Here is a 25,041-nt window from a genome sequence, read left to right on the forward strand (position 1 = left end):
CCATGGGGCTCATATTCGATGATTTGGTGTGGACGTCGTATTCGCAGTTGTGGTTGCTCAGCGAGGGGCCAGAGCAGGGAGACCCGACGGATTTGTTCCGCGGTCAGGTGAACGGTCTGTGCGGTACGGCGCAGGCGGGCTCTGCATTTCTGGTCACCGGGACTCACACGGGACTGGTTCCGGTGCGAGTCATGATTCTCACGGCGCCTCCGCCGTCAGGCGGCTGGGAGGAGATCGTAGAGGCCACCTTCACCCCGGTCGGCAGGACAGCTGGGCTTTATGGATGGGCCGCTGATGCCAGCGTGCTTTTCGAGCTGCCCGCCCCCACCTATCGATTGCGGTACTCCGCGTCGAAGATGGATGCCGGCAAGGCGCAAGATCTTGCAACCGTGGAGCAGCCAGCTCCCGACAGATATCAGATCGACTTGTGGCCGGCGCCTCCCGAGCCTGACAGTATTCTTCGACGAACCAGCGACAACGCGGGCTACTGGCACGACCACGGCTTCCAGGCGTGATTCCGCATGGCCGGCCCCCTCAACCATGCGGTCGACTGCTTCGCCGACGCGAGCGTGATTGATCAGCGCGGGGTTTCCGAACGGTGTCGATCGCAGAACGGGCCTCAGGGCTCCGTTCTGAAACCTCGACGAAGGCCCTCGAACGCGCGGCTCAGCCAGGGCTCGGGGTGATCGTCGTCGCTCGCCGCCCAGAGCGCCAGCGCTGTCCAGCTCGCTGCCCACACGGTTCGTGAGGCGACCTGGGGCAGCAAGTCGTCCGCTTGGAGTCCCAGCCGCCCGGCTACGAATTCGGCGACGATGAGAGTGAATTCCGCCATCTTCTCGTCGGTGTGGCCTTGAACGGCTGGGATCGACGTGATGACCGTCACCTGGGATCGCAGCAGCGTCAGCTCCGAGTCGTCGGAGTGGATCAGCTCGGGGAGCACGTCGCAGAGAACGTCCATCGTGCCTCGGTCGGGTGGCGCAGCGGAGAGCTTCTCGCGAAGCCACGAGGCATCGCGCTGTGAACCATGCCAGACGAGGCTGCTCTTCGAGGGGAACCATCGGAACAGGGTCGGCCGACTGATCCCCGCAGCAGCAGCGATGTCGTCCATGGTCGTCTCATCGAACCCGTTCTCGAGGATCAGACGAAGGCCCACAGCGGCGATAGCCGTCTCGCTCGCAGCCCGCGGACGGCCTCGCCCTCGTTTTTGCGGCTCTTCTGACATGGATCGACCCTATCTCCCACCGATTATCGACACTGAGTATTGATTATCTGCCCGCAGAGTGGAAGCATTCGATTCATGGAAAAACTTGAAGGCAAAAAAATCCTCGTCACCGGCTTCACCGGTCGTCTCGGCGGTGCATTCGCCGAGGGGCTGGCGAAGAACAACGACGTAACCGGTGTGACGCTCATCGCCAGTGACGCCGAACTCGACGCGTGGAGAGGACGAGGTGTTGATCCCTACGTGCTCGATCTCGCCGACGACGACTACGGCTCGCTGCCGAGCGACTTCGACTATGTCGTCCACACGGCCGCGGCCGTCTATCCGAAGAGCTTCGAGGACGGCATGCGCGCGAACGCCGAAGCCCCTGCGCTGCTGATGAAGCACACGCGGAACGCGAAAGCATTCCTGCACGTATCGACCACGGGCGTCTACATCGAGAACCTCGACCCGTACTACCGGGCGACCGAGCAGGACATCATGGGCGGCAGCCAGCTGATGGGTCACTACACCGGCACGAAGGCCGCAGGCGAGGGCGCGGTCCGGGCCATGGCGAGGACCCTCGGTCTGCCGACGATCATCTGCCGGATGGACGTGCAGTACGGCACCTACAGCGACGGCGGCCTCCCGGTGAAGTTCCTCTCCGACGTCATCAACGGCAGCCCCATCAACCTCCCCAAGTCGTATGACTGGGTGAAGGCTCTGGTGCACCAGGACGACCTGTTCTCATTCATCGAGCCGTGCCTGGGAGCCGCGACGGTACCTGTTCCGACGGTCAACTGGTCCGGCGACGAGCAGATCAAAGCGGAGGAATGGATCGGCTATCTGGGTGAACTCGTCGGCGTTGAACCCGTCTACAACTACGAGGACGCCCTCGCACTGCCCGGCGGGGCACCGAGTGCAGAGTACCGGAAGACGATCACCGGGCCGGCAACGGTCAGCTGGCGGGAGGGTCTGAAGCGGATCGTCGAGTTCTGGGAACCCCGGATCCGAGAAGCGCAGCACGTGTCGCGCACCTCCTGAGCATCTGTACACCGACTGGATGATGTCCCCCGGACAGCCGGCAGGATAAGTTGGTCGGTGTCGAAGGAGAACCATGATTTCAACCAACAACGCCGTTGTCCTGGCAGGGGGCGGGGTAGCGGGAATCGCCTGGGAGACAGGCTTCTTCCGCGGGCTCGACGACGAGGCGCCGGGCTTGGTGAGCCGTATCCTGACCCCGTCGACATCGTTGATCGGAACCTCAGCCGGTGCAACCGTCGCAGCCCAGATCGCCACCGGCAACAGCGTTCATGACCTCTTCGAGAGGCAGCTGGCGGCGATGTCAGCCGAGGTGAACGTCACGATCGATCTGGCACAGATGGGTTCAGTCGTCGCCGAGGCGATGGCCGGCGTGACGTCACCCGAGCAGATGCGCCCGAAGCTCGGCGCTCTGGCTGTGGCAAGCGAGACCCCTCCTTCCGAGGTTCGTCGCGCGGTCATTGAGGCGCGAGTGGGTACCGAGCAGTGGCCCGCCTGGCCGTTGCTCATCGCGGCTGTCGACACCGGCACAGGAGAACTCCGGGTATTCGACAGCACTTCGGGCGTCGGCCTGGTGGATGTCGTCGCGGCCAGCTGTGCCGTTCCCCTGGTTTGGCCGCCGGTCGAGATCGACGGGCGCCTCTACATGGATGGGGGCATCCGGTCAATCGGCAACGTCGACCTTGCAGCTGGCGCCGAGCAGGTACTCATCCTCGTTCCGGCGGCGGCAGATTCTCCCCTCGGGCCGTCAGTCCCCGACGAGCAGCTGCAGGCTCTGTCTCCTGCCCGTGTTCATCTGGTTGTGGCCGATGCCGCGTCACTCATGGCCATGGGCCCCAATCCGCTGGATCCCTCGTCCAGACTCCCCTCAGCCACTGCCGGCCGGGAACAAGGACGTCGACTCGCGGCCGAGGTCGACGCTTTCTGGCGCTGATCGCGGGGACACCGTGACGGATCGAGTTGGCCGGGCCGTCAGAGGACCTGGTGCTTCTTGTCAGCCCCGAACTTCGGCCGAGGCGCTGTCCGGTCCGTCAGGGGCGGACGCGGGAGCGGCGCCCCTCGAAGCTGACGACGTCGCCGGGCTGCAGCTGCCGTCCGCGGCGAAGGTCGACCTCCCCGTTCACCGTCACCTCGCCGTTCGCGATGGCGTCTTTGACGTGCCCGCCGGAGTCGAGGAGTCCGGCGAACTTCAGGAACTGCCCGAGGCGGATGACCTCCCCGCCGATCGGCACGTCTTCGATCGGAGCCTGGTTCGTCATCCTGAAATGCTAGCTGGAGACACGCACGTCGTGGTTCGACCCGTCTTCCCCGCCGATCGGTACGTCTCCGAGCGGAGCTATCGGTTCTGGATTGTTGCTCTCAGCTTGTCGATCGGGATTTTCGGGGTGCGGTCGGCGCGGAGGAGTCCGTTGGTTTCTTGTCCGGTGTCGGTGAGTTGGGTGTAGCAGAACCCGGACAGGATGGGTGATTGTTGGGCGGCACAGATGAGTTCGACGACTTTGGTTTCGAATTCTGGGGCGTTGTGGGCTGTGCTGTAGCCCCACGCGCCGGCGATGGGTTCTTCGATGTAGCTGACGCCGCCGAATTCAGTGAGCATGATGGGCTGCTCGTGGTCGAGCTGCGTCACGGAGACTCGGCGGCCGTTCGGGCCGAAGCCTTCGAGGACCGCCTGCACGGAACTATCTGAGGCGTAGCGGTTGATGATGGTGGTCGGGTCGGTGTCGTAGTCGTGAATGGTCCAGATGTCGGATGAGGTGTGTTCCCAACCGTCGTTGGAGATGACGGGTCTCGTTGGGTCGATGGCCCTGGTGAGGTCTGTCAGGCTGCGGCTGAAGGCCTGTTGTTGGGGGCTGTGGGCGATGTGTTGCAGCCCCCAGCTCTCGTTGAAGGGCACCCAGACCACGATGGATGGGTGTGAGCGGTCACGGCGGATGAGCGACATCCATTCTGTTGTCAGGCTGACGACCGCGCGGGGGTTGAAGTCGTAGGCGCTGGCGGTCTCGCCCCAGATGAGGAGCCCGAGTCTGTCGGCCCAGAACAGGAACCTGGGGTCTTCTGCTTTCTGATGGATGCGCGCGGTGTTGAAGCCGAGCTCTTTGATGAGTTCGACCTCGCGCCGGAGCGCCTCAGGGCTGGGTGCTGCGAGGTGGGACTCTGGCCAGTAGTTCTGCGAGAGCACCGAACGAAGGTACAGGGGCCGGTCGTTGAGGAGGAATCGACGTCGCGACGTGGCGACCGACCTGAGGCCGAAGTAGCTGGAGACAGTGTCGACGCGTTCGTCTCCGTGGGTGAGGATGATCGTCGCGTCGATGAGTCGCGGGTGTTCCGGGTCCCACAGAAGTTCTTCGTAGTGTTGTCCGTTGCGCTGCCGGTCGAGGGTCAGCTGCAGCTGCGCTGTCTGCTGGCTGACGCGGAATCGGGCTTCGGCAAGTGGCTCGTCGCCGAATTGCAGGCGAATTGTCGCCCACGTGTCGTCCTTCGGCTGGATGCTGAAGGACAGCTCGAGGGAGACGCTTGCCGCGGGGAGGTCGGACTGCCACGAGAGCTCGTCGATGTGCAGGGGCGGGACGGCCTCCAGCCAGACGGGTTGCCAGATTCCGGTGGTGCGGTGGTACCAGATCGAGTGCGGGGATTCCAGCCAGTCCTGCTTGCCGCGGGGGATGGACACATCGTGCGGGTCGTCGAATGCGCGGACGATCAGGGTGTTCTCGCCTTCCGGGGAAAGCGAGTCTGTGATATCGAAGGAGAACGCCGACTGGCCTCCCTCGTGCGTGCCGAGGAACTGTTCGTTGAGCCACACGTGAGCGACCCAGTCGACTGCTCCGAAGTGCAGAATGACGCGGCTCTTCTCCTCACTGTGCCCTGCGCGGGTGAGATCAGCTTTCGAGACAGCACGCCGGTACCAGACGACAGGGTGGTAGCTGGTGTCTCCGATCCCTGACGCGGGAGATTCGGGCGGGTACGGAACGGTGATAGAGCGATCGAACACCGCCCTCGTGGGCTGTTCGTCCGGGCCGCTTCCGTATCCGAAGTCCCAGGGCCCGTCGAGTTCGAACCAGTGTGACCGCATGAGTTGCGGGCGGGGATATGTCCCGTCCTGGTCAGAGGCGACTGGGGCAGTCAATGAGGTCATGCGCTTGCTCGTTTCGCGATCTGGAACGGAATTGTGGTTTCAAGGCTCTGTGCCGCGACAGTTCGGGTTGGGTCCGGTTTGCCGGCATCGAGGAGCAGGTCGAGCGCAGCGTGGGCGATGGCGTCTTTGTCGGGGGAGATGCTTGTCAGCGGGGGAGTCGCAAAACGGCCTTCTTCGATGTCGTCGAACCCGATGACAGCGACATCTTCTGGCACCCGAATACCCCTCGAGATCAGGGTGTGCATTGCGCCGAGTGCCAGAAGGTCGTTGAACGCGAACACCGCGTCGAAGTCAGCACCATTCGCGAGCAGTCCTTTCATGGCGGCGACTCCGTCTGCGCGTTGGAACTCGTTGACGAAAGCGACGAGGGTCGGATCGGGTGTGATTCCGGCTCCAGCCAGTGCTGCCCGATATCCGGCCAGGCGGAGGTCGGCCGTTTCTCGGGGGGCGTCGGATTGCGCCCCGATCGCGGCGATTCGGCGCCGGCCGCTCGCCAGGAGATGGTTGGTGGCGGCTTCTGCGGCTTTGGCGCTGTCCACAGCGACGTGGGGAAAGGCGCTTTCGCCGATGTGTTCGCCCAGAAGCACGATGGGCATGGAGTCTTCGCGGTGGGTGAGGTCCCGGGCGGTCAAGGCCAAGGCGCTCAGGATGACGCCGTCCATGACGGGTATGCCGACACCGTCTGCGATCCGTCGTTCGGCCTCGAAGTCTCCGTTCGTCTGGTTGATCAGCACCGTGATCGACCGCGCCGCTGCTGCGCGCACGACGGCTGAGGCAAGTTCGGCGAAATAGGGCTGGGCGAGGTCGGGCAACGCCAGCGCGATCATCCCACTTCGCCCGCTTCGAAGCTGGCGTGCTGCTGCGTTGGGGCGGTAGCCGAGCTCGACGATCGCGCGGTGCACGCGCTCCTTGAGTTCGTCGCCGACCCAGCCGGTGTTGTTGACCACGTTCGATACCGTCTTGGCTGAAACCCCCACGTAGTCACCGACGTCTTTCAGGGTCGTCTTTCCCACTTGTCCTCCTTTCGCATGACTCTCTCATCACGATCATTCAACGTTTACCATGCCGAGACAATAACAGTTGCACAGTTTTCTGGTGCGGGGTATAAATGGTCTCAATCACATCGTTCAACGTTGAACGAATCTTCGAGGGAGAAGCACATGAGGTCAAATCACAGCACAACCAGTCCGGGCGGTCCGCGCCGCCGGTGGTTGCCGGTCGGTGGGGTGGCGTTCATCGCCGCGTCCGCGTTGCTGCTCGGCGGCTGCGCCGGAGGCGGAGCTCCATCCGGCGGGTCAGGCGACTCCGGGGGAAAAGTGACGCTGAGCTTCTGGAACGGATTCACCGGACCCGACGGCCCCGCCCTGCAGAAGGTCGTCGACGACTTCAATGCCTCCCAGGACGGCGTGGAGGTGCAGACGAACATCATGCCGTGGGACACCCTCTACCAGAAGGTCCTCACTGCGGCAGCTGGAAAAGACGGCCCGGACATCGTGGCCATGTCCGCGTCCCGGTTACCTCAGTACATCGACGAAGGTCTCTACCAGCCGCTCGATGACTACTACACCAATGCCGACAACGACTCGGAGGCCCTGGCTTCCGCTGCCGTGAACGCTTCGATCTTCGACGGAAAGAACTACGGCGTACCCGTCAACCTCGCGACCATGCTGATGTACTACAACAAGGACCTGTTCACCGCTGCGGGTCTCGACCCGGAGAAGCCGCCGACCAGTTGGGATGAGTTCGCGGCGATGGTTCCGAAGCTGACGGTCGATGAGAACGGCGACGGCAAGCCGGAGCAGTATGCGATCGCGCTCGGCGATCACGAGACGGTGCCGATGTATCAGCCCTTCCTGTGGAACGCCGGCGGGGGAGTGGTTTCCGAAGACGGCAAGACCTCCGAGCTCGGTTCGGCCGGATCTCTGAAGGCCCTCAACTTCTGGGTCGATCTGGTGAAGAACAAGAAAGCGTCCCCCGTCGGTCTGTCCGGCGCGGATGCCGACAAACTGTTCACGACCGGTAAGGCTGCCATCGAAATCGTCGGACCATGGGCCACGACCGGGTTCAAAGACGCGGGCATCAACTTCGGCCTCGCGAGGCAGTTCGCCGGTCCGAGTGCGCAGACCACGCTCGCAGATGTGGTGTCCATGTCGATTCCTGCCTCGGCCGATGACTCCACGAAGCAGGCCGCCTACACGTTCTTCAAGTACTGGAACTCCAAAGACGGCCAGAAGACGTGGGCGGAAGGATCGGGGTTCCCACCCACCCGCTCTGACATCGCCTCCGACATCACGACCAACCCGTACCCGGCAGTCTTCGGCGCACCGGATATCGTCGATGACTCTCAGGTGCTGCTTGCCGGGGTAGCGGCCGGTGGAACCATCACCACGACCATCTTCGAACCGACTCTGCAGAAAGCACTGAACGGCGAGGGAACAGTCGATGAGCTCTTCCCCGCAGCATCCGATCAGGTTCAAGCCGAACTCGACAAATAACTCCCCCTCACCCAACCGAGCTGTGGGGTGACACCCCGGGTGTCGCCCCACAGCTGAACGGAAGTGGCACCGTGACAGTTCTGCAAAGCGCCCCGCAGCGGGGCGCCCCACCCGCTCCGAAACCCCCTGCTGTGCACCCCGCAAAGAAGCGGGTGTCGCGGAAGGCCATCACGGCGTGGCTCTTCCTCGCCCCGTCGTTGTTGGTCCTCGGCGGATTCACTCTGTATCCGATGATCCAAGCCGCCTACCTTTCGCTCACGGATTACAACCTCATCCGTGCCGCGAAGTGGGTCGGCCTCGACAATTACGCCGAGTTGTTCGGTGACGATGCGTTCTGGAACGCCTTCGGGAACACCGTGCTCTATGCCGCCGTCGTGACCCCCGCCACGATCGTGTTGGCGTTGGCTTTGGCGTTGTTCCTGGACCGGCAGTTCGTTGGACGAGCGTTCGTCCGAACAGCGATCTTCCTGCCGTTCATCGTCTCGCTCGGAATCATCGCCATCGCCTGGGCCTTCCTCCTGGACCCCAACATCGGACTGGTGTCGTACTGGCTCTCACAGATCGGTATCGTCGCCGAACAAGGCGTTCTCAGCGACCCCCGCTGGGCAATGCCTGCTGTGATGTTCGTGGGCGTCTGGAAGAACGTCGGTTTCTACATGGTCATCTACCTCGCTGGCCTCCAGTCCATCCCCGAAGAACTCCGCGAGGCGGCTCGGCTGGACGGCGCGAACGCGTGGCAGCGATTTCGGAACGTCACCCTTCCGCTTCTGTCCAATCAGACGATGCTCGTCTCCGTCATGGCGCTCATCGCCAGCCTCCAGGCCTTCGACCAGATCTACGTCATGACCCACGGTGGCCCGTTCTTCCGCACAGAGACTCTCGTGATGCTGATCTACCGAGAGGGCTTCCAAGAACTTCGGTTCGGCTACGGCGCCGCCATCTCCTGGGTGCTGCTGCTCTTCGTCCTCATTCTCTCGATCACCCAATACGGATTCTTCCAACGACGGCAGGTGAAGTACTAAATGACCATCACCCGAAACCGTTCCTACATCAGCACCAGGTCCCTCACCAAATGGCTGAGCACACTCGCAGGGATCGTGATCGCACTCGCCGTGCTTCTCCCGATCGTCTGGATGGCGTTCACTGCTTTCAAGCCCGAAGCCGACATCGTCACCTTCCCGCCAACACTCTGGCCCCGCGAGCTCACATTCGAACACTTCCAGGAGGTGTGGAACCGGATCCCGTTCGCGAAGCTCTACCTGAACACCATCATCTTCGCCGGCTCCGTGACCGTCATCTCTCTGCTGTTCGACTCCATGGCTGCGTATGCGCTCGCCCGGCTGCAGTTCCGGGGCAGCAACGTCGTGCTCGTGGGCATCCTGATCCTGCTGATGCTCCCGTTCCAGGTCACGTTGATTCCGCTGTACGACATGCTGAACACCGTCGGGCTGACCAATACCCTCCCCGGGCTCATCATCCCGCGAATGACCAACGCCTTCGGCATCTTCTTCCTCCGCCAATTCTTCCTCTCCCTGCCCAAGGATCTGGAGGAAGCAGCACGAGTCGACGGTGCCAGCGAATGGCGGATCTACGCCCGGGTCATCATGCCGCTGGCGAAACCTGCTCTGCTGACTCTCGGTCTGTTCCACTTCCAATACAACTGGAACGACCTGCTCTGGCCCCTCATCATGTCCGCGGATGTGTCATCCGCGACACTCCCTGCAGGCCTCGCCCTGTTCATGGGACAGCATGTTGTCGAATACGGGCTCCTCATGGCCGGCTCTCTCCTCTCCCTTCTGCCGGTCGTTGCGTTCTTCCTCATCATCCAGCGCAGCTTCGTCGCCGGCATCGCCACCACCGGGCTCAAATGAGCTCCCTCGCAACCAGAAAGGACCCCGTGCCCGAACAGCACTGGATGCTCGACAACACCCTCCACTTCGGCGTCGGAATCGAAGACACCTTCGTCCCCCAGGAACGCATCGGACAACGACGACTCGACGAATACGAACTCACCCAGCACTACGAACACTGGCGCGAAGACCTCACCCTTGCCGCCGAGGCCGGTGCAGAATTCATCCGCTGGGGAATCCCCTGGTTCATCGTCGAGCCCCGCGCCGGTGAGTTCGACTGGCGGTGGCTCGACGAGGTCGCAGCCTTCACCCGCGAACTCGGGCTTCGCGTCATCGTCGATCTCATGCACTACGGCACCCCGATGTGGCTCGACAACCAATTCCTCAACACCGCCTATCCCGAACGGATCGCGTTTTACGCCCGGGCCGTGGCTGAACGCTACGCCGGCACCTGGGATGACTTCACCCCCCTGAACGAGCCCGTCATCAACGCCATCTACTGCGGCGAGACAGGCGCCTGGCCGCCCTACCTCTCTGGGCAGGATGGGTTCGTCAAGATCGTGGTCGCCCTCTGCCGAGGCATGGTCCGCAGCCAACAGGAGATCATCGCCGCCAACCCCACCGCACGCATCGTTTCCGTCGATGCCGGCTTTCGATGGGAAGGAACAGAGAGCCCCGTACCCTTCGACATCCTCGAGGAACGACGATTTCTTTCACTGGACCTCACCATGGGCCGAATCGACGCCAACCATCCGCTTCACAACTACCTTGGGACGCACGGAGTCACCGACGCAGATCTCGACTGGTTCCGGCGCAACGCCGTCTTCCCCGATGTGATCGGGGTGAACTACTACCCCGGATTCACCACCGTCGAATATGTCGGCAACACCATCATCCCCATCGAGGCAGGCACGACGGGGCTCCGCGAACTCCTCGCCCTCTACTACGACCGGTACCAGTTGCCTCTCGCCCTCACGGAGACATCCCGTGGCGGACCCGTCGAGTCCCGTCTCACCTGGCTCACCGAATCCATCACCGAGATCCAGACACTCCGCTCCGAAGGACTACCAATCGTCGGCTACACCTGGTTCCCCTTCTTCACACTCGTCGACTGGCTCTACCGCAACGACCTCAGTACCCCGGACGACTGGTTCATCCACATGGGTCTCGTCGACCTCCACCGCGGCCCGGACAGAGTTCTCGAACGCCGAAAGACTCCGGCCTTCGACCATTACCGCTCACTCGTCAGGGCGAGTTCAGGCGCGGCCGTGGGTCGTCCTTGATCGTCGTGAGACAGAGTCGAGCGCAACTGCGAGGAGCAGCACCAGTCCGGTGACCATGAATCGGAACGAAGAGTCGAGGTTCAACAGCGTGAGTCCGCTCGAAATGGATTGGATGACGATGATCCCGAGCAGCGCGGCGAACGCGGTGCCACGCCCGCCGAAGAGGCTGGTTCCGCCGATGACCGCAGCAGCGATCGCGTTGAGGTTCACATCTCCGGTACCGCTCGATTGGCTGGATGCTGCGAGTCGCGATGCGGCGAGGATGCCACCGACTGCCGCCAGCGTGCTGCAGACGACGAAAACGGAGGTGTAGATGGTCTTCACCTTGATGCCTGCGCGCCGGGCGGCCTCGACGTTGCCTCCGACGGCGAAGACGGCGCGGCCCCACTTGGTGCGCGTCAGAGCGTAGTTCAGAATCAGCACCAGCGCCACGAACAGCACGAACATCCAGCCGATGCCGCGTGCGATGTTGAGGTACCAGGCTGCGAAGCCGAGACCGACCAGCAGGGCGCCGCTCTTCAAGGCGATGAGGCTGAACGGCTGAGCAGACAGGCCGGCCTTGCGTCTGGCGCGGGCCTTCGTCAGATCAGCGAGGAAGAGCCCGCCCGCGGCGATGACGACCAGCACGTACGACAGCCACGCGGGCACGAAGGCCAGCTGCGCGAAGATGACGAGAGGAGAGTCGAACGGGATGTTGATGGTTCCGATGCCCTTGAGAACGTACAGCTGCAGACCGAGGAAGCTGAGCAGCCCGGCGAGGGTGATGACGAAGCTGGGCACGCCGAAGCGGTTGAAAATCTGCCCGTAGATCCAGCCGATGACGACCCCGGTGAGTACGGCGATGGCGATCGCGGCGAACACGTTCCACCCGAGGTTCACAAAAAGGATCCCCACAATTGCCGATGACAGCCCACTGACCGAACCGACCGAGAGATCGATCTGGGCGACGAGTAGCACGCAGACGATCCCCAGTGCGATCACCCCGGTGGGGCTGGACTCGAGCAGCAGGTTGACGAGGTTCGCCGCCGACAGAAACCCGTGGTTCAGGATCTGCAGAACGGTCCAGATCACCGCGAGGCCGATGACCACAGGCAGGGCGCCGAGGTCACCACCACGGATCTTGTCGATGAACCCGGCGAAGGTGCCGCGGATCCCCTCCCGGTTGGCGAGGCGTTCGTCTTGCAGGTCGGAGGGTCGTGGTGCGGTGGTGGTCAACGGTCGACTTCCTTGTCGGTGGGGTACTCGGCGGGTTCGGTTGTGCCGTCCGGCAGAGTGGTGGGTTGGATGCTGCGCAGATCGACTTGGCTGGTGCGGCGCGTGACGGCATTGTCGGTCGCCCCGGTGATGGCCGCGATGATTTCTTCGGGGGTTACGGTGCCCACCTTGTAGTCGCCGTTGTTTCGACCGAGCCGAAGCACGACCACCCGGTCCGCGACGGCCTGCACGTCGGCCATGTTGTGGCTGATCATGATCACGCCGAGGCCGCGTTCGCGCAGCCGTTCGACGAGATTCAGAACCTCGGCCGTCTGGGCGACGCCAAGAGCGGCGGTCGGCTCGTCGAGAATGATGACCTTGGGGTCGCCGAGAAGAGAGCGGGCGATGGCCACCGTCTGTCGCTGGCCGCCTGAGAGCGAGGCGATAGGGATACGTACTGAGGGGATTTTTGCTGACAGCTGCCGCAGCAGTTCCCAGGAGCGTACTTCCATCGCGATGTCGTCGAGCCGAGCTGGCCGGAGCTCCTGGCCGAGAAAGAGGTTCTCGATGACGTTGAGGTTGTCGCAGAGCGCCAGATCTTGGAAGACGGTCGCGATTCCGAGGTTGAGGGCGGAGGTCGGGTTGGGAATGGAGACCGGACGTGCATCGAACTCGATGGTGCCGGCATCCGGCAGATGCACCCCCGAGAGGATCTTCACGAGGGTGGACTTGCCAGCGCCGTTGTCGCCGACGATCGCGACGACTTCACCCGCTGCCACGTCGAGGCTGATGTCGGTGAGGGCGGCGACGGCGCCGAAGCTCTTGGTCACGCCGCGCAGACTCAGGATGCTGGTGGTTCCGCTGGTGCGGTCGAGGGTGGGTGTGGTCATCTGGTCCTTCTGACTCGTCGTTGAGAACAGGCGGCGCCGAACGAATCGTTCTGCGCGCGCCCGAGGGAGCCCGGGGAGGCTGGGACGCCTCCCCGGGCAATGACTGCCGGGTGATGCTCCGGCATTCGGTGCTGCTACTGGATGCCAGCGGTCGCGCAGCCCGCTGCGTACTCGCCGGTGCAGACTTCTGCGGCCGTCATGATCTTGCTGTCGAACAGCACCTCTTTGATGTTGTCGAGCGTGACCACATCAGGGTTGAACAGCTGCGACGGGGTGTCGTAGAGCGTCGCCTTGCCGTCGACCTTGGTGCCCTGGGCAAAGGCGTAGGCGACCTCTGCCGCCGCGTTCGCCACGATGCTGATCGGCTTCGAGATGGTGTTGTACTGCGTGCCGGCGAGGATGCGCTGCGCTGCAGCGACCTCGGCATCGTTTCCGGTCACCGGGGGCACGGGCGAGGTGCCCGCAGCCTTGAAGGCCGCGATGACGCCGCCGCCGGTTCCGTCGTTCGCCGCGACTACGCCGCTGATCTTGGTGCCGTACTGCGTGATCTGTCCGCTGGCCCAGTTCTGCGCCTGCGCCGGGTCCCACGCCGGAGTGTCGAACTCGGCGAGTACGGTGAGTCCGCTGGGGTCGACGGCCTCGTGGATGCCCTTCTTGATCAGCCCTGCCGCTGCGTCGGTAGGTGAACCGTTCACGATCAGAATGCTGCCGGTCGGGTCGGTTGCCTTCACCTTGTCGACCAGGGACTGGGCGATGGCCTTGCCGATGCCCTCATTGTCGAACGAGACGTAGTAGTCGGCCTTCTGGGTGGGGATGGGGCGGTCGTAGGCGATGATCGGGATCTTCGCCGCGTTCGCTGCCACAACGATGCCGGCGGCGGCGGTGGAGTCGACGGCGTCGATGACGATGGCGTTCACTCCCTGGGCGATGGCCGAGTTGGCCTGCTGCTGTTGGGTGTCGGCACTGGCGTTCGCGTTGGAGTAGAGCACAGTGCAGTCGGCGCAGAGCTCTTTCACCTTCGCCTCGAAGAGAGGTTTGTCCTGCTGCTCGTACCGGGTCGACGCAAGGTCGGGCATGAGAAAGGCGATCTTGTAGGCGCCGGTGGAGGAGGCGGTGCTGCTGCCTGCCTGTTCGACGCAACCGCTGAGGGCGGTCGCGCTGAGAACAGCCGCGAGCGAAGCGACCGCCATCCTGGAATAGATCTTCTTCATTGAATCTCCCTTGGTGGTGTGTATCGGCGAGAATAACACCATCAAAGCCCGAATTGTCAAAAGTTATGCGATATTTACCATGGAGTTTGTGATGGTGATATGCCGATTGCTGTTGCGCGCGCCTCTATGCTGTCCTCATGGCAGAACAGGGTGTTCCTCGTCAGACCAAAGCGTCTCGACAGCGCAAGATCGTTGATCATCTCGGTTCTGTTGCGGCTGCCACAGCCGCTGAACTGGCCGTCCTGACCGAGGTGAGCCCGATGACGGTGCACCGCGATATCGACGACCTTGCCAGGCGCGGCATCCTCCGCAAGTTCCATGGCGGGGTCTCTGTCCTGCCGACCACGGTCTTTGAGAGCAGCTCCGAATTCCGGATGCAGACCCGCTCGAGTGCCAAGAATGCCCTCGCGCATGAGGCCCTGTCGATGGTGGAGCCGGGCATGTCGATCATGCTCGACGACTCCACTACTGTCTTGGCCCTTGCGCGTCTCTTCGGCGATGTCGGCCCACTCACGGTGATCACCAATTACCGTCAGGCGATCGAGGAACTCCGTGAGAACGATGACATCAGACTGATCGTGACAGGGGGACAGTATTCCCGCACCCACGACTCGTACATCGGTATTCCCGACCACACATCGGTCGAGTCCTATGCCGTCGACATCGTCTTCCAGTCGACTTCGACGATGGGAACGGAGATGACCTACCACCAGGAGCAGGACATCGTGTTGATGAAGCGCGCGATGTTGCGTTCAGGCGCGAGACGCGTCCTCATGATGGACGGCTCGAAGGTGGGCCGAACGTCACTGCACCGCTACGTGCCGGTCAGTGAGTTCACCGATGTGATCCTGACCGACGATGTCGATCCGGCAATCGTTGCCCAAATCGGGGCGCAAACCACGGTTCATCTGGCGCCGATGCGCCACTGAAGGTCTCTTTTGACCAAAATGCTTGATAAAAGCACCAGCAGTGATGGTAATCTCCTCACATCGGGTAACGGCGCTCTGGCAGTCACTCCCGCGATGTGTCAGAAAGGCTTTGAGATGCCCCACATTCTCGCTGCAGGCGACCTCTTCGTCACTCCTTCTCTTTTCATCGACGCCGTGAAGGCCCGCACGTCGGCCGCCGCGGACGTCTCGTTCGGGGAACTGACGTTGCCCTGGCCGATCGAACCGTTTGGTCCCGTCGGGTCGGTTGATGAGGCGAGCGGGGATGTTCCGTCGTTGATCGAGGCGATGGCCGGCGCGGAGATAGTGGTGACGCAGATGGCACCTTTCACCGCCGAGGTCTTCGAGAGCGCACCCGGTCTTCGCCTCATCAGCATCTGTCGGGGCGGCCCGGTGAATGTGGATCTGGAAGCGGCGACGCGAGCAGGCGTGATTGTCACCTACGCGCCCGGCCGGAATGCCGTCGCCGCGGCAGAATTCGCGGTCGGGCTGATGCTGACCGCGATGCGCCGAATCGTCATCGCTGATTCGGAGCTGAAGAACGGAGCCTGGCGGGGCGACTACTACAGCTACGAGAACGCCGGTTCCGAGCTTGACGGTGCCACGGTGGGCCTCATCGGATATGGCGCCATCGGTCGTATCGTTGCCCGCGTTCTGAACGCGTTCGGTTCAAACGTTCTCACCTATGACCCGTACGCGGACGCAGAAACCGTCAAGGATGACGGTGTGGAGCTCGTCGAACTGTCTGAGCTCCTGCGCCGGAGCAGCGTGGTCAGCCTGCATGCCCGGTTGACGCCGGAGACACACCACCTACTGAATGCCGAAAACCTCTCGCTGCTCCCACGCGGCACAGTTCTGGTCAACAGCGCCCGGGGAGGCCTGTTGGACTACGCGCCTCTTCCTGCGCTGCTTGCCAGCGGACAACTCGGCGCTCTCGCTCTGGATGTGTACGACATCGAACCTCCCCCCGCGGACTGGCCGCTATTCGACGCACCCAACGTCGTGTTGTCGCCGCACCTGGCCGGGGCCACGAAGCAGACCGCTGAGCGTGCCGCGAATATCGTCGCCGACGACATCGCGTTGTACCTGAGGGGGGAGCGGCCTCGGTACGTCGCCAACCCTGCCGTGTGGAATGTTCTCTCGGCCGGGAGCAGATCATGATCATCGGTGTGGACATCGGTACCTCAATCACCAAGGCCTCGGCCATCTTTCACGACGGCCGTGTCGGTGCGACGGCGAGCAAGCCGTCAGAGTTGATTCAGCTCAGCGGTGGCCGGGTCGAGCAGGACCTGGAGAACGTTCTCGCCTCGGTCGCCTCCGTGGTCCGAGAGATCATCGCCTCGGCGACCGAACCAATCGAAGCTGTCGCGCTGACGGGGCAGGGTGACGGGCTCTGGCTCCGCGACGAGGCCGGCCGCGCTGTTCGACCCATGATCTCCTGGATGGATGCGCGCGCCGCTGAACTGATCGAGCGCTGGAACAGCGGAGGCGCCTCCAGCGTCTCGCAGCAGATCTTCCAGCTCACAGGATCGGGTATCTTCCCCGGCTGCCACGCCGCACTGCTGGCCTGGCTCTCCGTCAATGAGCCGGAATCGCTTCGCAGCGCTGCGGTAGCGGGTTACTGCGTCGATGCCATCATCCACAATCTCACCGGCGTCATCACCGTCGACGCCTCCGACGCATCTTTGCCATTCATGGACGTGACGAAGCGTCAGTATGTTCCCGAAGCGTTCGAGCTCTGTGGTGTCAGCCAATGGGCGCACCTGCTTCCCCCGCCCACGCCGACCGGCACCCTCTTCGCCCTGAATGACCGCGGCGCTGAGATGCTCGGACTGCCGGTGGGCACACCGGTGACCGGCGGTCCCTACGACCTGCAGGCCTGCGGTTTCGGGTCAGGTACAACCCGCGCCGGTGAGGGCACCCTGGTCGTTGGTACAACTCTCAGCTGCCAAGTACTGACCGCCGACCGCACCATCCTCCCCGACACCGACCCTGCCGGAATGTGGTTGTGCACGCCCGACTCTGCCTTGTATCTCCGGGTCATGCCGTCGATGGTCGGCACCGCAAGCATCGATTGGATGATGCGTCTGTTCGATCTGACTCCGAGCGAACTGAACGCCACCCTCCTCCAGAGCGAGCCCGGTGCCAACGGGGTAAGCGCACTGCCGTTCTTCTCACCGGCAGGTGAGCGGGCTCCGTTCGTGGATCCGCTCGCGCGGGGGCAATTCGCCGGATTACAACTGCGGAACACCCGGGCCGACATCATCCGCTCACTCTGTGAGGGCCTCGCCTTCGCAGCCCGCCATTGCTTCGACACGATGGGCCTCGATGGCGATGTCGCCGCCTGCGGGGGAGGTCTGCAGTCTGAGGAATGGGCGCATATTTTCGCGGACGTGCTCGGAAGGCCGCTCTACCTGCCTGACGAATCCGCCGTCGGATCCCGCGGCGCGGCGTTGGTGGCCTGGACAGCGCTCGGCAACCCTGTCGATGACGAGCTCTGGCGGTCCCAGCGTCGCCGTATCGACCCCGATGTTTCGCGCTCGACCGTCTATGACGATTGTTACCGGGAGTACCGCGAGAGGCTCGAGAGCGCACGCGCCCTCTGGCCGCTCGGTGCGCCACGCATCGGCATGGTCACTGAATGAACGACGCCGACGCGCTCTGGATCGGAATCGATGTCGGCACGCAAAGCGTCAAGGCGACGGTGATCGACGGCGCAGGCAAGCGTCTTGCAGCGGCCTCTTCGCCGCTGAGGAGTCACCGGGAGTCGAGACCCGACGGCAACCGGCACGAGCAGGATCCTCATCAATGGGTGGGCTCCACTCACGCGGTGCTGGCTGAAATCGTGACAGACCTGACACCATCTCAGAGGGCCTGTATTTCAGGTATCGCCATCTGTGCCACCAGTGGGAGCCTCACCACCATCGATGAAAAGGGCTCCCCGGTTTCCGCCGGAATAATGTACGACGACGCCCGGGCTGGTGCTCTCGCCGACGAAGTTGTCGCCGCCGCACCGGAACTCTGGAAGCACCTGGGCTTCCGGATCCAACCCACGTGGGCGCTTCCAAAGATTCTCTGGCTGCACAGGAACGGACTGCTTGCTGTGCCGGCGGAACCCTATGGCCCCACAACAGGCGGTTCGAAGAACTCGGCGGGTGCGGCCCGGTACGTCGCCCACCAGGCAGACCTCGTCGCTTCGTCGCTCATTGGTCGACGCGTTGCTTCGGACTGGAGCCATGCCTTGAAATCGGGCTACGACCTTCGAGAGGAGCGCTGGCCGGAAGCAGCCCTGAAGGAACTCGGAATCGATTCCCGGTTGTTACCGCACATCGTGCCGCCCGGGACGATTCTGGGGAAGACCGATACGCGGCTGGCCGAGACCACCGGAATCAGGCAGGGAACACCCGTTTTTGCCGGCATGACAGACGGCTGCGCGGCTCAACTCGGCGCAGGCGCGCTCGGTCTCGGTGACTGTCACACCGTCATCGGCACGACAATGGTGTTGAAGACCGTGAGCGCGAGCCTCATCGCCGATGACGCAGGCGCCGTGTACTCCCACCGATCGCCCGAAGCGGGGCTGTGGTTCCCCGGCGGCGCCTCGAACGTCGGCGCGGGTATCATCTCCGTGCTGTTTCCCCACGAGGATCTCGACGAATTGACCACCTCGACCGCGGACTACTATGGCGCGAAACCTGTCGCGCACCTTCCGTTCAGCTATCCCCTCCCTGGCACCGGGGAGCGGTTCCCGATCGTCGAACCGTCAGCTGACGGCTTTGTCAGCGCTGATGGCACCGAGTTTCCGATCGGAGAAGCACTCCAGCAACTCGGAGAGCTGAAGACCTACGCGGCGGTCCTGGTAGGGGTGGCATGCGTGGAAAGGCTTGCGCTCGAACAGCTCGCCGGGTCAGATGGAGCACCCGCCGGGATGTTGAGCTCCTCCGGCGGCGGCACAAAAAACGCCTGGTGGGTGCAACTGCGTTCAGATCTCCTCGGGAGAGAGATCAGCGTCTCCTCGACTGCTGATGGATCGACAGGCATGGCCATCCTCGCAGCGTGGGCGGCACAGAAGTTCCACCCAGACGCAGACGCTCTTGCGGAAATCGCGTCACGCATGACTCACGCCGACAGAACATACCGGCCCGATACCGAGCGCACGAAAGAGCTGAACACCGTCTACGAGGCATTCATCAGAAGCCTCACCAGGAAAGGATGGATGGCAGGGTGAGTGTTCTCTACCTGGCCCGGCACGGCGAGACGGTTTGGCACAGCGAGAACAGGTACGCCGGATCCTCAGATATCGGACTCACAGAAAGAGGCGTTGAACAGAGCCGGGCACTGGGGGAATGGTCGTCGTCCCACGGCGTCACCGATGTCTACTCCTCTCCGCTTCTCAGGGCCGTCCAAACAGCGACACCCTCGGCATCCGGGCTCGATCTGCCCGTTCGACAGGACATCAGACTGCGGGAGGTGGATTTCGGTGCCGGTGAAGGTCTGACTGCCCGCGAGATGTCCGAACAGTTTCCTGACGCCCTGCGCGCCTTCCGTGACCGCCCCGCGACGTCGCCGCTTCCTGGCGGTGAAAGGGGGGCCGAGGCCATCGATCGGGTCTGGCCAGCGATTCAGGAGATCTCCAACCTTCTCGACGCCGAATCCGGTCGGAAGAGGGTCGAGAGAAAGGCGCTCATTGTGATGCACTCGACGCTGATGCGTCTCGTGCTCTGCAAGGTGTTGGGGATACCCCTCGACAATTACAGGCGTGCGTTCCCCCTCGTGCAGAATGTGGCAATCACGTCGATTCTTCTACCAGACGGTGACGGACACGGAGCGTCCCTGCTGTCATACAACAGCACGGCATGACCCGGAGGTCCGATCACCAGAGCATGAGGGGTCATGCCGGAATGACGGGCAGTTGGATGTAGCCACAGGTGTCCGGGCCGGTGTGGATTCTGTTGGTGGCTCCGTCGTGATAGCTCGGGTCGTACTCGTGGTTGAGGCCGTGTGCGACGCCGTCGTGGGGCTGGATGTCGACGCGGATGCGTTGACCTTTCAGGATCTTTCCGACGTTCGGAACGAGGGCGATCTCGACCGGCACGATCTCGCCCGGACGAAGGGGCGCGTAGTCCGCTTTCAGATGCGTGTGCGTGGGCTGGACCTCCGTCGACCGCACTTCGTCGAGAGCACGGTGGGAGACTTTGAGCCAGCCCTTGGTGAGGGGAGCGATCCGGAACGGAAACCCGAACGTGGTGAATCCGGTGAAGTCGACCTCGCGGTCGTCGTGGCCGATCACGCGCACGGAGACGAAGAGGTCGATGTCGTGACTCGTCGACTCGACCCACAGACGCACCTTGCCGAAACCGGCGATGACTGCGTCGTGGGCCAGAGGTTCGCTGACGAAGGAGACCCCTGTGACGTGCGGGTCTGAGTCGGCCGACGCCGGATCGACCCGCGGGCTGCCGACCGGCGCCCAGGGTACGAGCTGGATCTCTGCCGAGTAGCTTGCCTGAGCTGACTCGCCGGGCGCCATGGCGCCGAGGCGCAGAAAGTCTGGCCGCACCCCGTCACCGACCCAGTCGGAGGGCTGCGCATCGAAGTACCACTCCGGGTACTCGGTGCGCGCGATCGGCCACTCGTTCTCTTCCTGCAGGTACGAAGTGCCGTCACCGGTGCGAATCTCGAGACGGATCGGCGGGGTGTCCATGATGCCGTTCTCGATGCCCTTCAGCCAGTAGTCGAAGAACGCTTTGTGCTGAGCGACAGCTTCAGCCGAATACGCGCGCTGGAACCAGTCCTCCCAGAGGTCGAGCTTCTTGTGGGGTGTGGGCGTGTTCAGGTACGCGGCGTTTCCGCCGAGTTGATGGATGTTGGAGAGGTGGGTCGTCGATGCGACGGCCCAGAGCGGCACCGTCACGTCGGTGAGATCCGGGCTCATGAACACCCGGGCGCGCGGACCGAAGATCTCGTCCGGATTCGAGTCGCGAAAAGGGCTGTCTTTCATGATCTGCACGAAGTCGACGATGTCGGGTTCACCGACGATGGGTGGGGTGAGACCGGAGGCCCTCCAGATCGGCCAGAACTGTTCGTTCAGCACCCCGCCGTTGTAGGCGACCTCTTCATAGAGGTCGACATCGGTGCCGATGGCGATCATGGCTTTCAGATGCTCCGGGTGCAGGCTCGCTGCTGCGTGCTGGCTGATCGCGAGGTAGGACATGCCCCAGGTGCCGACTGCTCCGTTCGACCAGGGCTGGGTTCCCGCCCATTCGATCGCGTCGCGGAAGGCTTCGGCGCCGGCGATTCCCCAGGGTGCGAGCTCTCCCGGGCTGGCGCCTGCGCCGGGCATGTCAACCCTGACGACCACGTAACCGTCGGGCACCCACACCGCTGTGCTGACGGTTTCGTGGTTCTCGAACTGCAGATCGCCGGCGTTGCCGAAGAAGTATTCCTCTTCTTCGGCCTCGTGGTGCTCCAGATCGTCGCTGGTCTCGATCGAGTGATGGTTGAACGCCTTGCCGTACGGGCCGCAGTTGACGATAGCCGGATAGGTACCGGCCGCTGCAGGGCGAAACACATCGGCGAGGACGTAGGAGCCGTTCTGCAGAGGAATCTCGACGTCTCGGAAACGGAGGATGCCCAGGGCGTTCCGGCGCAACTCGTTGCGCGCGTTCGCCGGGGTGCAGAGGGTGCGCGGCCCGGTGTCACCGAAGACACCGGATGCGGCGAGGTCTTCCAGCAGCCCCGCGACGACCGGATCTTCCGTGAACTGCTGGATCTTGTCGATGCGGCCGGTCGCCGAATAGTCGGCATCGTGTCGGAAGTTGATGCGCCGACTTCCGATGATGTCGTGCACCTCCGGGGGAATGGCCGTGCCCTCGTCGCGGAACTCGGTGCGCCCGAGAGTGAAGATCAGGCGAGCGATGTTGGTGAGGCCCGAATCCTTCAGCTTTTCCAGATTGCCGTCGACTCGCGGAATGATCTGCGCGAGGTGGAGGCGGGGGGCGGCGGTCACATAACCGATCGCATTCTCGCCCAGAAGGAACGTCATCCGCTCACCAGCCTCGTATTCGAACTCACCCCGTTCACTTGTGAGACCCGAGTGCGTCGGGGTCTTGTATCCGAGGCCCGCGATCGGGCCGGCCAGAACTCCGGTGAGGGCCATCAGGAACGCCGCTCGAGCACGCTCATCGAGGAGGGTCCGGCGGTGACCCCGACCATCGAGCGGCCGAGGTTCTCCATCCAGGTGTCCACGTTGTTGGCGGCGTGCAGGCTGCCTGCGCGGCAGTTGCGCGCGATCAGTTGCAGGGGCATCCGTTTGCTGATCGCAGACGCACCGGATGCGCGCAACAGCGTCTCGATCGCTGTCGCGCACTCGTTCCAGATGTACGCAGCATCCGTATGGAACTGCAGAATCTCGTCAGCGTTCGGATCCCGGTTTTCGACGTCGAGACGATCGAACTCGGCGACGGCGGCATCCGCGAGACGTCCGGCCGCTCGAATCTGCATTGCTGCACGCCCGACGATGTGGTGGGCGACCGGCGCATCCACCTGCCGGGCATAGGGGGAGTACGGAACACTCCGGCGTCCGATCGATGAGAGAAACACCTCCATCGCCTGGTCGGCCATGCCCAGCGCGACGCCTGTGCTTGACACGATCGAGCGTGGCAGCCCGCCGCGTCGCGGGCCGAGTCCCTGAGATATGAGCTCTGCAGTACGCGTCGCCAGTTTCGCAGGAAAGCCGAATCTCTCGTCAGGCACGAAGAGCTCACCATCGGTGGCCATCGTCTGGCTGCCGGTCGCCGTGAGGCCCATGGCGTCCCAGTCGTTGCGGGCGACCAGCTGGTCTTTGGGAATCAGCACCATGCCGACTTTCGAGTCGTCGGTTTCGTCGTAGAAGACAGCGAGGTATCCGTGGGACGCGTGAATGCTTCCCGTCGCGAACGGCCAGGCGCCCTTCACCATCCAGCCGCCGTCGACCTTGGTGGCGGTGCCCGACATGTGCCTGCTTGTGCCTCCCACGGCGAACGTGCGATTACCCACCCACGGCGACTCGTACACGGGAGCGACGATCTCATCGGCGAACGCGTTGCTCCACATGTTCCCGCCAGCGGTCGCCCACACCACCCACGCTGTGGCGCCGCATCCTGAACCGAGGGCCCGATAGATGTCGAGCATTTCGCGGGTGGTGAAGTCTGCTCCACCGTAGCGTTTCGGTTTCGAGAGGCTGAAGACTCCAGCCTCGCTGAGTCGCTCGATCGTCTCTTCCGGGATGCGGCGCTGCTGCTCGGCGATCATCTGCTGGTCGCGCAGCCAGGGCTGCAGTTCGACGATCCGAGCGATGATCTCCTCTGCCTGCGGCAGGGCGGTCTCGGTGATCATGGCCATTCCTTTCGTGCGACGGGGTTTGCTTCGAAGCCGGCGACACGCTCCAGGGCGGGGTCGTGCCCGTCTCTGCCGCTTGCCGAGGCGTCGGGATGGTCGTCGAACCAGCCCTCCTCGGGGTACCGGTACATCCACCCGGTTGCCAGGGCGCGCCTGGCGATGAGCCAGACTCCGTCGCGCTGCTCGAACCGGTCGAGGTAGCGCGCCCAGAGTTTGACGTTCTCGTTCGCCCACTGGTGCACCGCGGTGCCCTGATGGTCGGCGTTCAGATAGGTTTCGACGTGAGCGATGGTGGGTCCGTCGAATTCGACCAGGCTGTTGCCCAGCAGGTGCATTGTGCGAACGAATCGCGGCATTTCTCCGGAGAGGAAGGCCACGAAACCGTCGACGGAGCCCTGGTGCAGACTTTCAGGGAACTGTACCCACGCGTCGGGCCAGAACGCGCTTCGAACCAACTCCATGTCGACCCGGTCGAGGCCGCGGCAGTATCGAAGCAGTACGTCGTGGATCTCGGCGCGCGCGCTCAGTTCTTCCAGGGTCTTCATTTCTGACCGGCCTTCGGGAAGGTGACGCCGGCGAAGCCGAGAACCGAAACAGCGAAGATCGGAGCCGGACTTTCGGTCGGCTGCGCCGACGGTTCACCGGGACGGATGAGACGTGCACTTCGTTGTGCCATTTTGTATTCCTCTTTATTCAGAGAGATCGGGATCGTGAGGCCCAGCGTACGACCGCTGGGCCCATTTCTCAACAGTTGTTGAGAAGTTTCTTATCTAGACTTCGGATATGTCGATTGATCAGGCTCGTTCTGCCAGAGGTCTCGGTACGGGGCCTCGATTGGGTTCGCGTGCATCCCGCGAAGCCATCCTCCTCGCGGCTCGTGCCCGCTTTGCGAAAGACGGCTTTTCAGGTTCGACGATCAGGGGTATCGCAGGTGACGCGGGGGTCGATGCCTCCCTGGTGATGCAGTACTTCGGCTCGAAGAACGAACTTTTCGCCGCCGTCATCGCGTCCGGACCCAACACCATGTCTCGGATTGCCGAAGCGTTCGATGGTCCCCAGGGCGCTCTGGGTGAGCGGGTCACACGTGCCTTCCTCGAGGTGTGGGACGGGGATCCAGAAGAGTCCGAGCCGCTGCAGGCCCTCCTCCGCGCGTCTATCGGAAGCGAACAGGCGACCATTCAGCTCCGGGACCTCATTCAGGGGAGAGTGCTCGTCGACCTCGGCCCGCGGCTGCAGCACGACGCCGATATGAAAACCCGGATCGAGATCGCATCCTCGATGCTCGTCGGCGTCGTCGTGGGGCGACGGTTGGTAGGTTTGGACGCACTCGTCGGGCAGGACCGGGACTCGCTGGTGGGCTACATCGCCCCCGCAATCCAGGCCATTCTCACGGCTGAATCCCACAGCGCCTAGCTCTCGGCCCGCC

24 protein-coding genes are annotated in these 25,041 nt (G+C 63.3%); 13 read left to right on the forward strand and 11 right to left on the reverse strand.

The window, feature by feature from the left end; all coding sequences use genetic code 11:
- Positions 1 to 2 precede the first annotated feature (2 nt).
- Complete coding sequence (locus FB464_RS00110) at positions 3 to 515, forward strand: hypothetical protein (protein ID WP_116415658.1); 513 nt, start codon at positions 3 to 5, stop codon at positions 513 to 515.
- A gap of 104 nt (positions 516 to 619) precedes the next feature.
- Here the strand turns inward: FB464_RS00110 and FB464_RS00115 are convergent, their stop codons facing one another.
- Positions 620 to 1,222 carry a TetR/AcrR family transcriptional regulator gene (locus FB464_RS00115; RefSeq protein WP_116415657.1) on the reverse strand — a complete coding sequence of 201 codons (603 nt, stop codon included), beginning with the start codon at positions 1,220 to 1,222 and terminating at the stop codon, positions 620 to 622.
- 75 nt (positions 1,223 to 1,297) lie between these two features.
- On the opposite strand from FB464_RS00115, the gene FB464_RS00120 reads away from it, so the two are divergent.
- Together FB464_RS00120 and FB464_RS00125 are read left to right on the forward strand one after the other, a co-directional pair.
- Positions 1,298 to 2,242, forward strand: coding sequence for an NAD-dependent epimerase/dehydratase family protein (locus FB464_RS00120; RefSeq protein ID WP_116415656.1), 945 nt, complete (start codon positions 1,298 to 1,300; stop codon positions 2,240 to 2,242).
- Positions 2,243 to 2,315: 73 nt separating this feature from the next.
- A complete protein-coding gene (locus FB464_RS00125) occupies positions 2,316 to 3,173 on the forward strand; it encodes a patatin-like phospholipase family protein (RefSeq protein ID WP_116415655.1) in 858 nt (285 codons plus the stop codon).
- 97 nt (positions 3,174 to 3,270) lie between these two features.
- On the opposite strand, the gene FB464_RS00130 is transcribed toward FB464_RS00125, so the two are convergent.
- The 3 genes from FB464_RS00130 to FB464_RS00140 form a co-directional block, all read right to left on the reverse strand.
- Entirely contained in the window at positions 3,271 to 3,498 is a 228-nt protein-coding gene (locus FB464_RS00130) for an RNA-binding S4 domain-containing protein (RefSeq protein ID WP_116415654.1), read from the reverse strand.
- Positions 3,499 to 3,575: 77 nt separating this feature from the next.
- A complete protein-coding gene (locus FB464_RS00135; protein ID WP_342780625.1) occupies positions 3,576 to 5,228 on the reverse strand; it encodes a glycoside hydrolase family 2 protein in 1,653 nt (550 codons plus the stop codon).
- A gap of 140 nt (positions 5,229 to 5,368) precedes the next feature.
- Entirely contained in the window at positions 5,369 to 6,385 is a 1,017-nt protein-coding gene (locus tag FB464_RS00140) for a LacI family DNA-binding transcriptional regulator (RefSeq protein WP_116415652.1), read from the reverse strand.
- Between the two features lie 147 nt (positions 6,386 to 6,532).
- Here FB464_RS00140 and FB464_RS00145 point away from each other — a divergent pair, with 147 nt between their 5' ends.
- The 4 genes from FB464_RS00145 (at position 6,533) to FB464_RS00160 (ending at position 11,000) form a co-directional block, all read left to right on the forward strand.
- Complete coding sequence (locus FB464_RS00145) at positions 6,533 to 7,867, forward strand: ABC transporter substrate-binding protein (protein WP_170151962.1); 1,335 nt, start codon at positions 6,533 to 6,535, stop codon at positions 7,865 to 7,867.
- 131 nt (positions 7,868 to 7,998) lie between these two features.
- On the forward strand, positions 7,999 to 8,889 hold the full coding sequence (locus tag FB464_RS00150; RefSeq protein WP_246092860.1) for a carbohydrate ABC transporter permease: 891 nt from the start codon (positions 7,999 to 8,001) through the stop codon (positions 8,887 to 8,889).
- On the forward strand, positions 8,890 to 9,738 hold the full coding sequence (locus FB464_RS00155) for a carbohydrate ABC transporter permease (protein WP_116415650.1): 849 nt from the start codon (positions 8,890 to 8,892) through the stop codon (positions 9,736 to 9,738). It begins immediately after the preceding gene.
- A gap of 26 nt (positions 9,739 to 9,764) precedes the next feature.
- Positions 9,765 to 11,000: a family 1 glycosylhydrolase gene (locus FB464_RS00160; protein WP_170151961.1), complete on the forward strand. Its 1,236-nt coding sequence runs from the start codon at positions 9,765 to 9,767 to the stop codon at positions 10,998 to 11,000.
- On the opposite strand, the gene FB464_RS00165 is transcribed toward FB464_RS00160, so the two are convergent.
- From FB464_RS00165 to FB464_RS00175, 3 genes are all read right to left on the reverse strand, one after another.
- The gene (locus FB464_RS00165) at positions 10,974 to 12,215 is read right to left on the reverse strand and encodes a sugar ABC transporter permease (protein WP_116415648.1); all 1,242 of its coding nucleotides are present in this window, start codon (positions 12,213 to 12,215) and stop codon (positions 10,974 to 10,976) included. The genes FB464_RS00160 and FB464_RS00165 overlap by 27 nt on opposite strands.
- A complete protein-coding gene (locus tag FB464_RS00170) occupies positions 12,212 to 13,084 on the reverse strand; it encodes an ATP-binding cassette domain-containing protein (protein WP_116415647.1) in 873 nt (290 codons plus the stop codon). The genes FB464_RS00165 and FB464_RS00170 overlap by 4 nt, the downstream gene beginning before the upstream one ends.
- Positions 13,085 to 13,218: 134 nt before the next feature.
- The gene (locus FB464_RS00175; RefSeq protein ID WP_116415646.1) at positions 13,219 to 14,295 is read right to left on the reverse strand and encodes a substrate-binding domain-containing protein; all 1,077 of its coding nucleotides are present in this window, start codon (positions 14,293 to 14,295) and stop codon (positions 13,219 to 13,221) included.
- Positions 14,296 to 14,432: 137 nt separating this feature from the next.
- Here FB464_RS00175 and FB464_RS00180 point away from each other — a divergent pair, with 137 nt between their 5' ends.
- The 5 genes from FB464_RS00180 to FB464_RS00200 are packed head-to-tail and all read left to right on the forward strand — an operon-like array spanning position 14,433 to position 20,099.
- Positions 14,433 to 15,224: a DeoR/GlpR family DNA-binding transcription regulator gene (locus FB464_RS00180; RefSeq protein ID WP_116415645.1), complete on the forward strand. Its 792-nt coding sequence runs from the start codon at positions 14,433 to 14,435 to the stop codon at positions 15,222 to 15,224.
- Positions 15,225 to 15,242: 18 nt separating this feature from the next.
- Positions 15,243 to 16,403, forward strand: a complete 1,161-nt coding sequence (locus tag FB464_RS00185; RefSeq protein ID WP_246093143.1) for a 2-hydroxyacid dehydrogenase — start codon at positions 15,243 to 15,245, stop codon at positions 16,401 to 16,403.
- Positions 16,400 to 17,887: an FGGY-family carbohydrate kinase gene (locus tag FB464_RS00190; RefSeq protein ID WP_116415643.1), complete on the forward strand. Its 1,488-nt coding sequence runs from the start codon at positions 16,400 to 16,402 to the stop codon at positions 17,885 to 17,887. The genes FB464_RS00185 and FB464_RS00190 overlap by 4 nt, the downstream gene beginning before the upstream one ends.
- Complete coding sequence (locus tag FB464_RS00195; protein ID WP_116415642.1) at positions 17,884 to 19,467, forward strand: FGGY-family carbohydrate kinase; 1,584 nt, start codon at positions 17,884 to 17,886, stop codon at positions 19,465 to 19,467. The genes FB464_RS00190 and FB464_RS00195 overlap by 4 nt, the downstream gene beginning before the upstream one ends.
- Positions 19,464 to 20,099, forward strand: coding sequence for a histidine phosphatase family protein (locus FB464_RS00200; RefSeq protein ID WP_116416692.1), 636 nt, complete (start codon positions 19,464 to 19,466; stop codon positions 20,097 to 20,099). The genes FB464_RS00195 and FB464_RS00200 overlap by 4 nt, the downstream gene beginning before the upstream one ends.
- Positions 20,100 to 20,130: 31 nt before the next feature.
- On the opposite strand, the gene FB464_RS00205 is transcribed toward FB464_RS00200, so the two are convergent.
- Genes FB464_RS00205 through FB464_RS20375 form a run of 4 tightly spaced genes read right to left on the reverse strand, consistent with a single transcriptional unit; the run spans position 20,131 to position 24,291 of the window.
- A complete protein-coding gene (locus tag FB464_RS00205; protein ID WP_116415641.1) occupies positions 20,131 to 22,395 on the reverse strand; it encodes a CocE/NonD family hydrolase in 2,265 nt (754 codons plus the stop codon).
- On the reverse strand, positions 22,395 to 23,612 hold the full coding sequence (locus FB464_RS00210; RefSeq protein WP_170151960.1) for an acyl-CoA dehydrogenase family protein: 1,218 nt from the start codon (positions 23,610 to 23,612) through the stop codon (positions 22,395 to 22,397). The genes FB464_RS00205 and FB464_RS00210 overlap by 1 nt, the downstream gene beginning before the upstream one ends.
- Positions 23,609 to 24,160, reverse strand: a complete 552-nt coding sequence (locus FB464_RS00215) for a nuclear transport factor 2 family protein (RefSeq protein WP_116415639.1) — start codon at positions 24,158 to 24,160, stop codon at positions 23,609 to 23,611. The genes FB464_RS00210 and FB464_RS00215 overlap by 4 nt, the downstream gene beginning before the upstream one ends.
- Positions 24,157 to 24,291: a hypothetical protein gene (locus FB464_RS20375; RefSeq protein ID WP_281279717.1), complete on the reverse strand. Its 135-nt coding sequence runs from the start codon at positions 24,289 to 24,291 to the stop codon at positions 24,157 to 24,159. Before FB464_RS20375 ends, FB464_RS00215 begins: the two co-directional genes overlap by 4 nt.
- 107 nt (positions 24,292 to 24,398) lie before the next feature.
- Between FB464_RS20375 and FB464_RS00220 the strand changes: the two genes are divergently transcribed.
- Positions 24,399 to 25,028, forward strand: a complete 630-nt coding sequence (locus FB464_RS00220) for a TetR/AcrR family transcriptional regulator (protein WP_116415638.1) — start codon at positions 24,399 to 24,401, stop codon at positions 25,026 to 25,028.
- The last annotated feature ends 13 nt before the right edge of the window (positions 25,029 to 25,041 follow it).

It is taken from the genome of Subtercola boreus, from assembly GCF_006716115.1.
Lineage (GTDB): Bacteria > Actinomycetota > Actinomycetes > Actinomycetales > Microbacteriaceae > Subtercola > Subtercola boreus.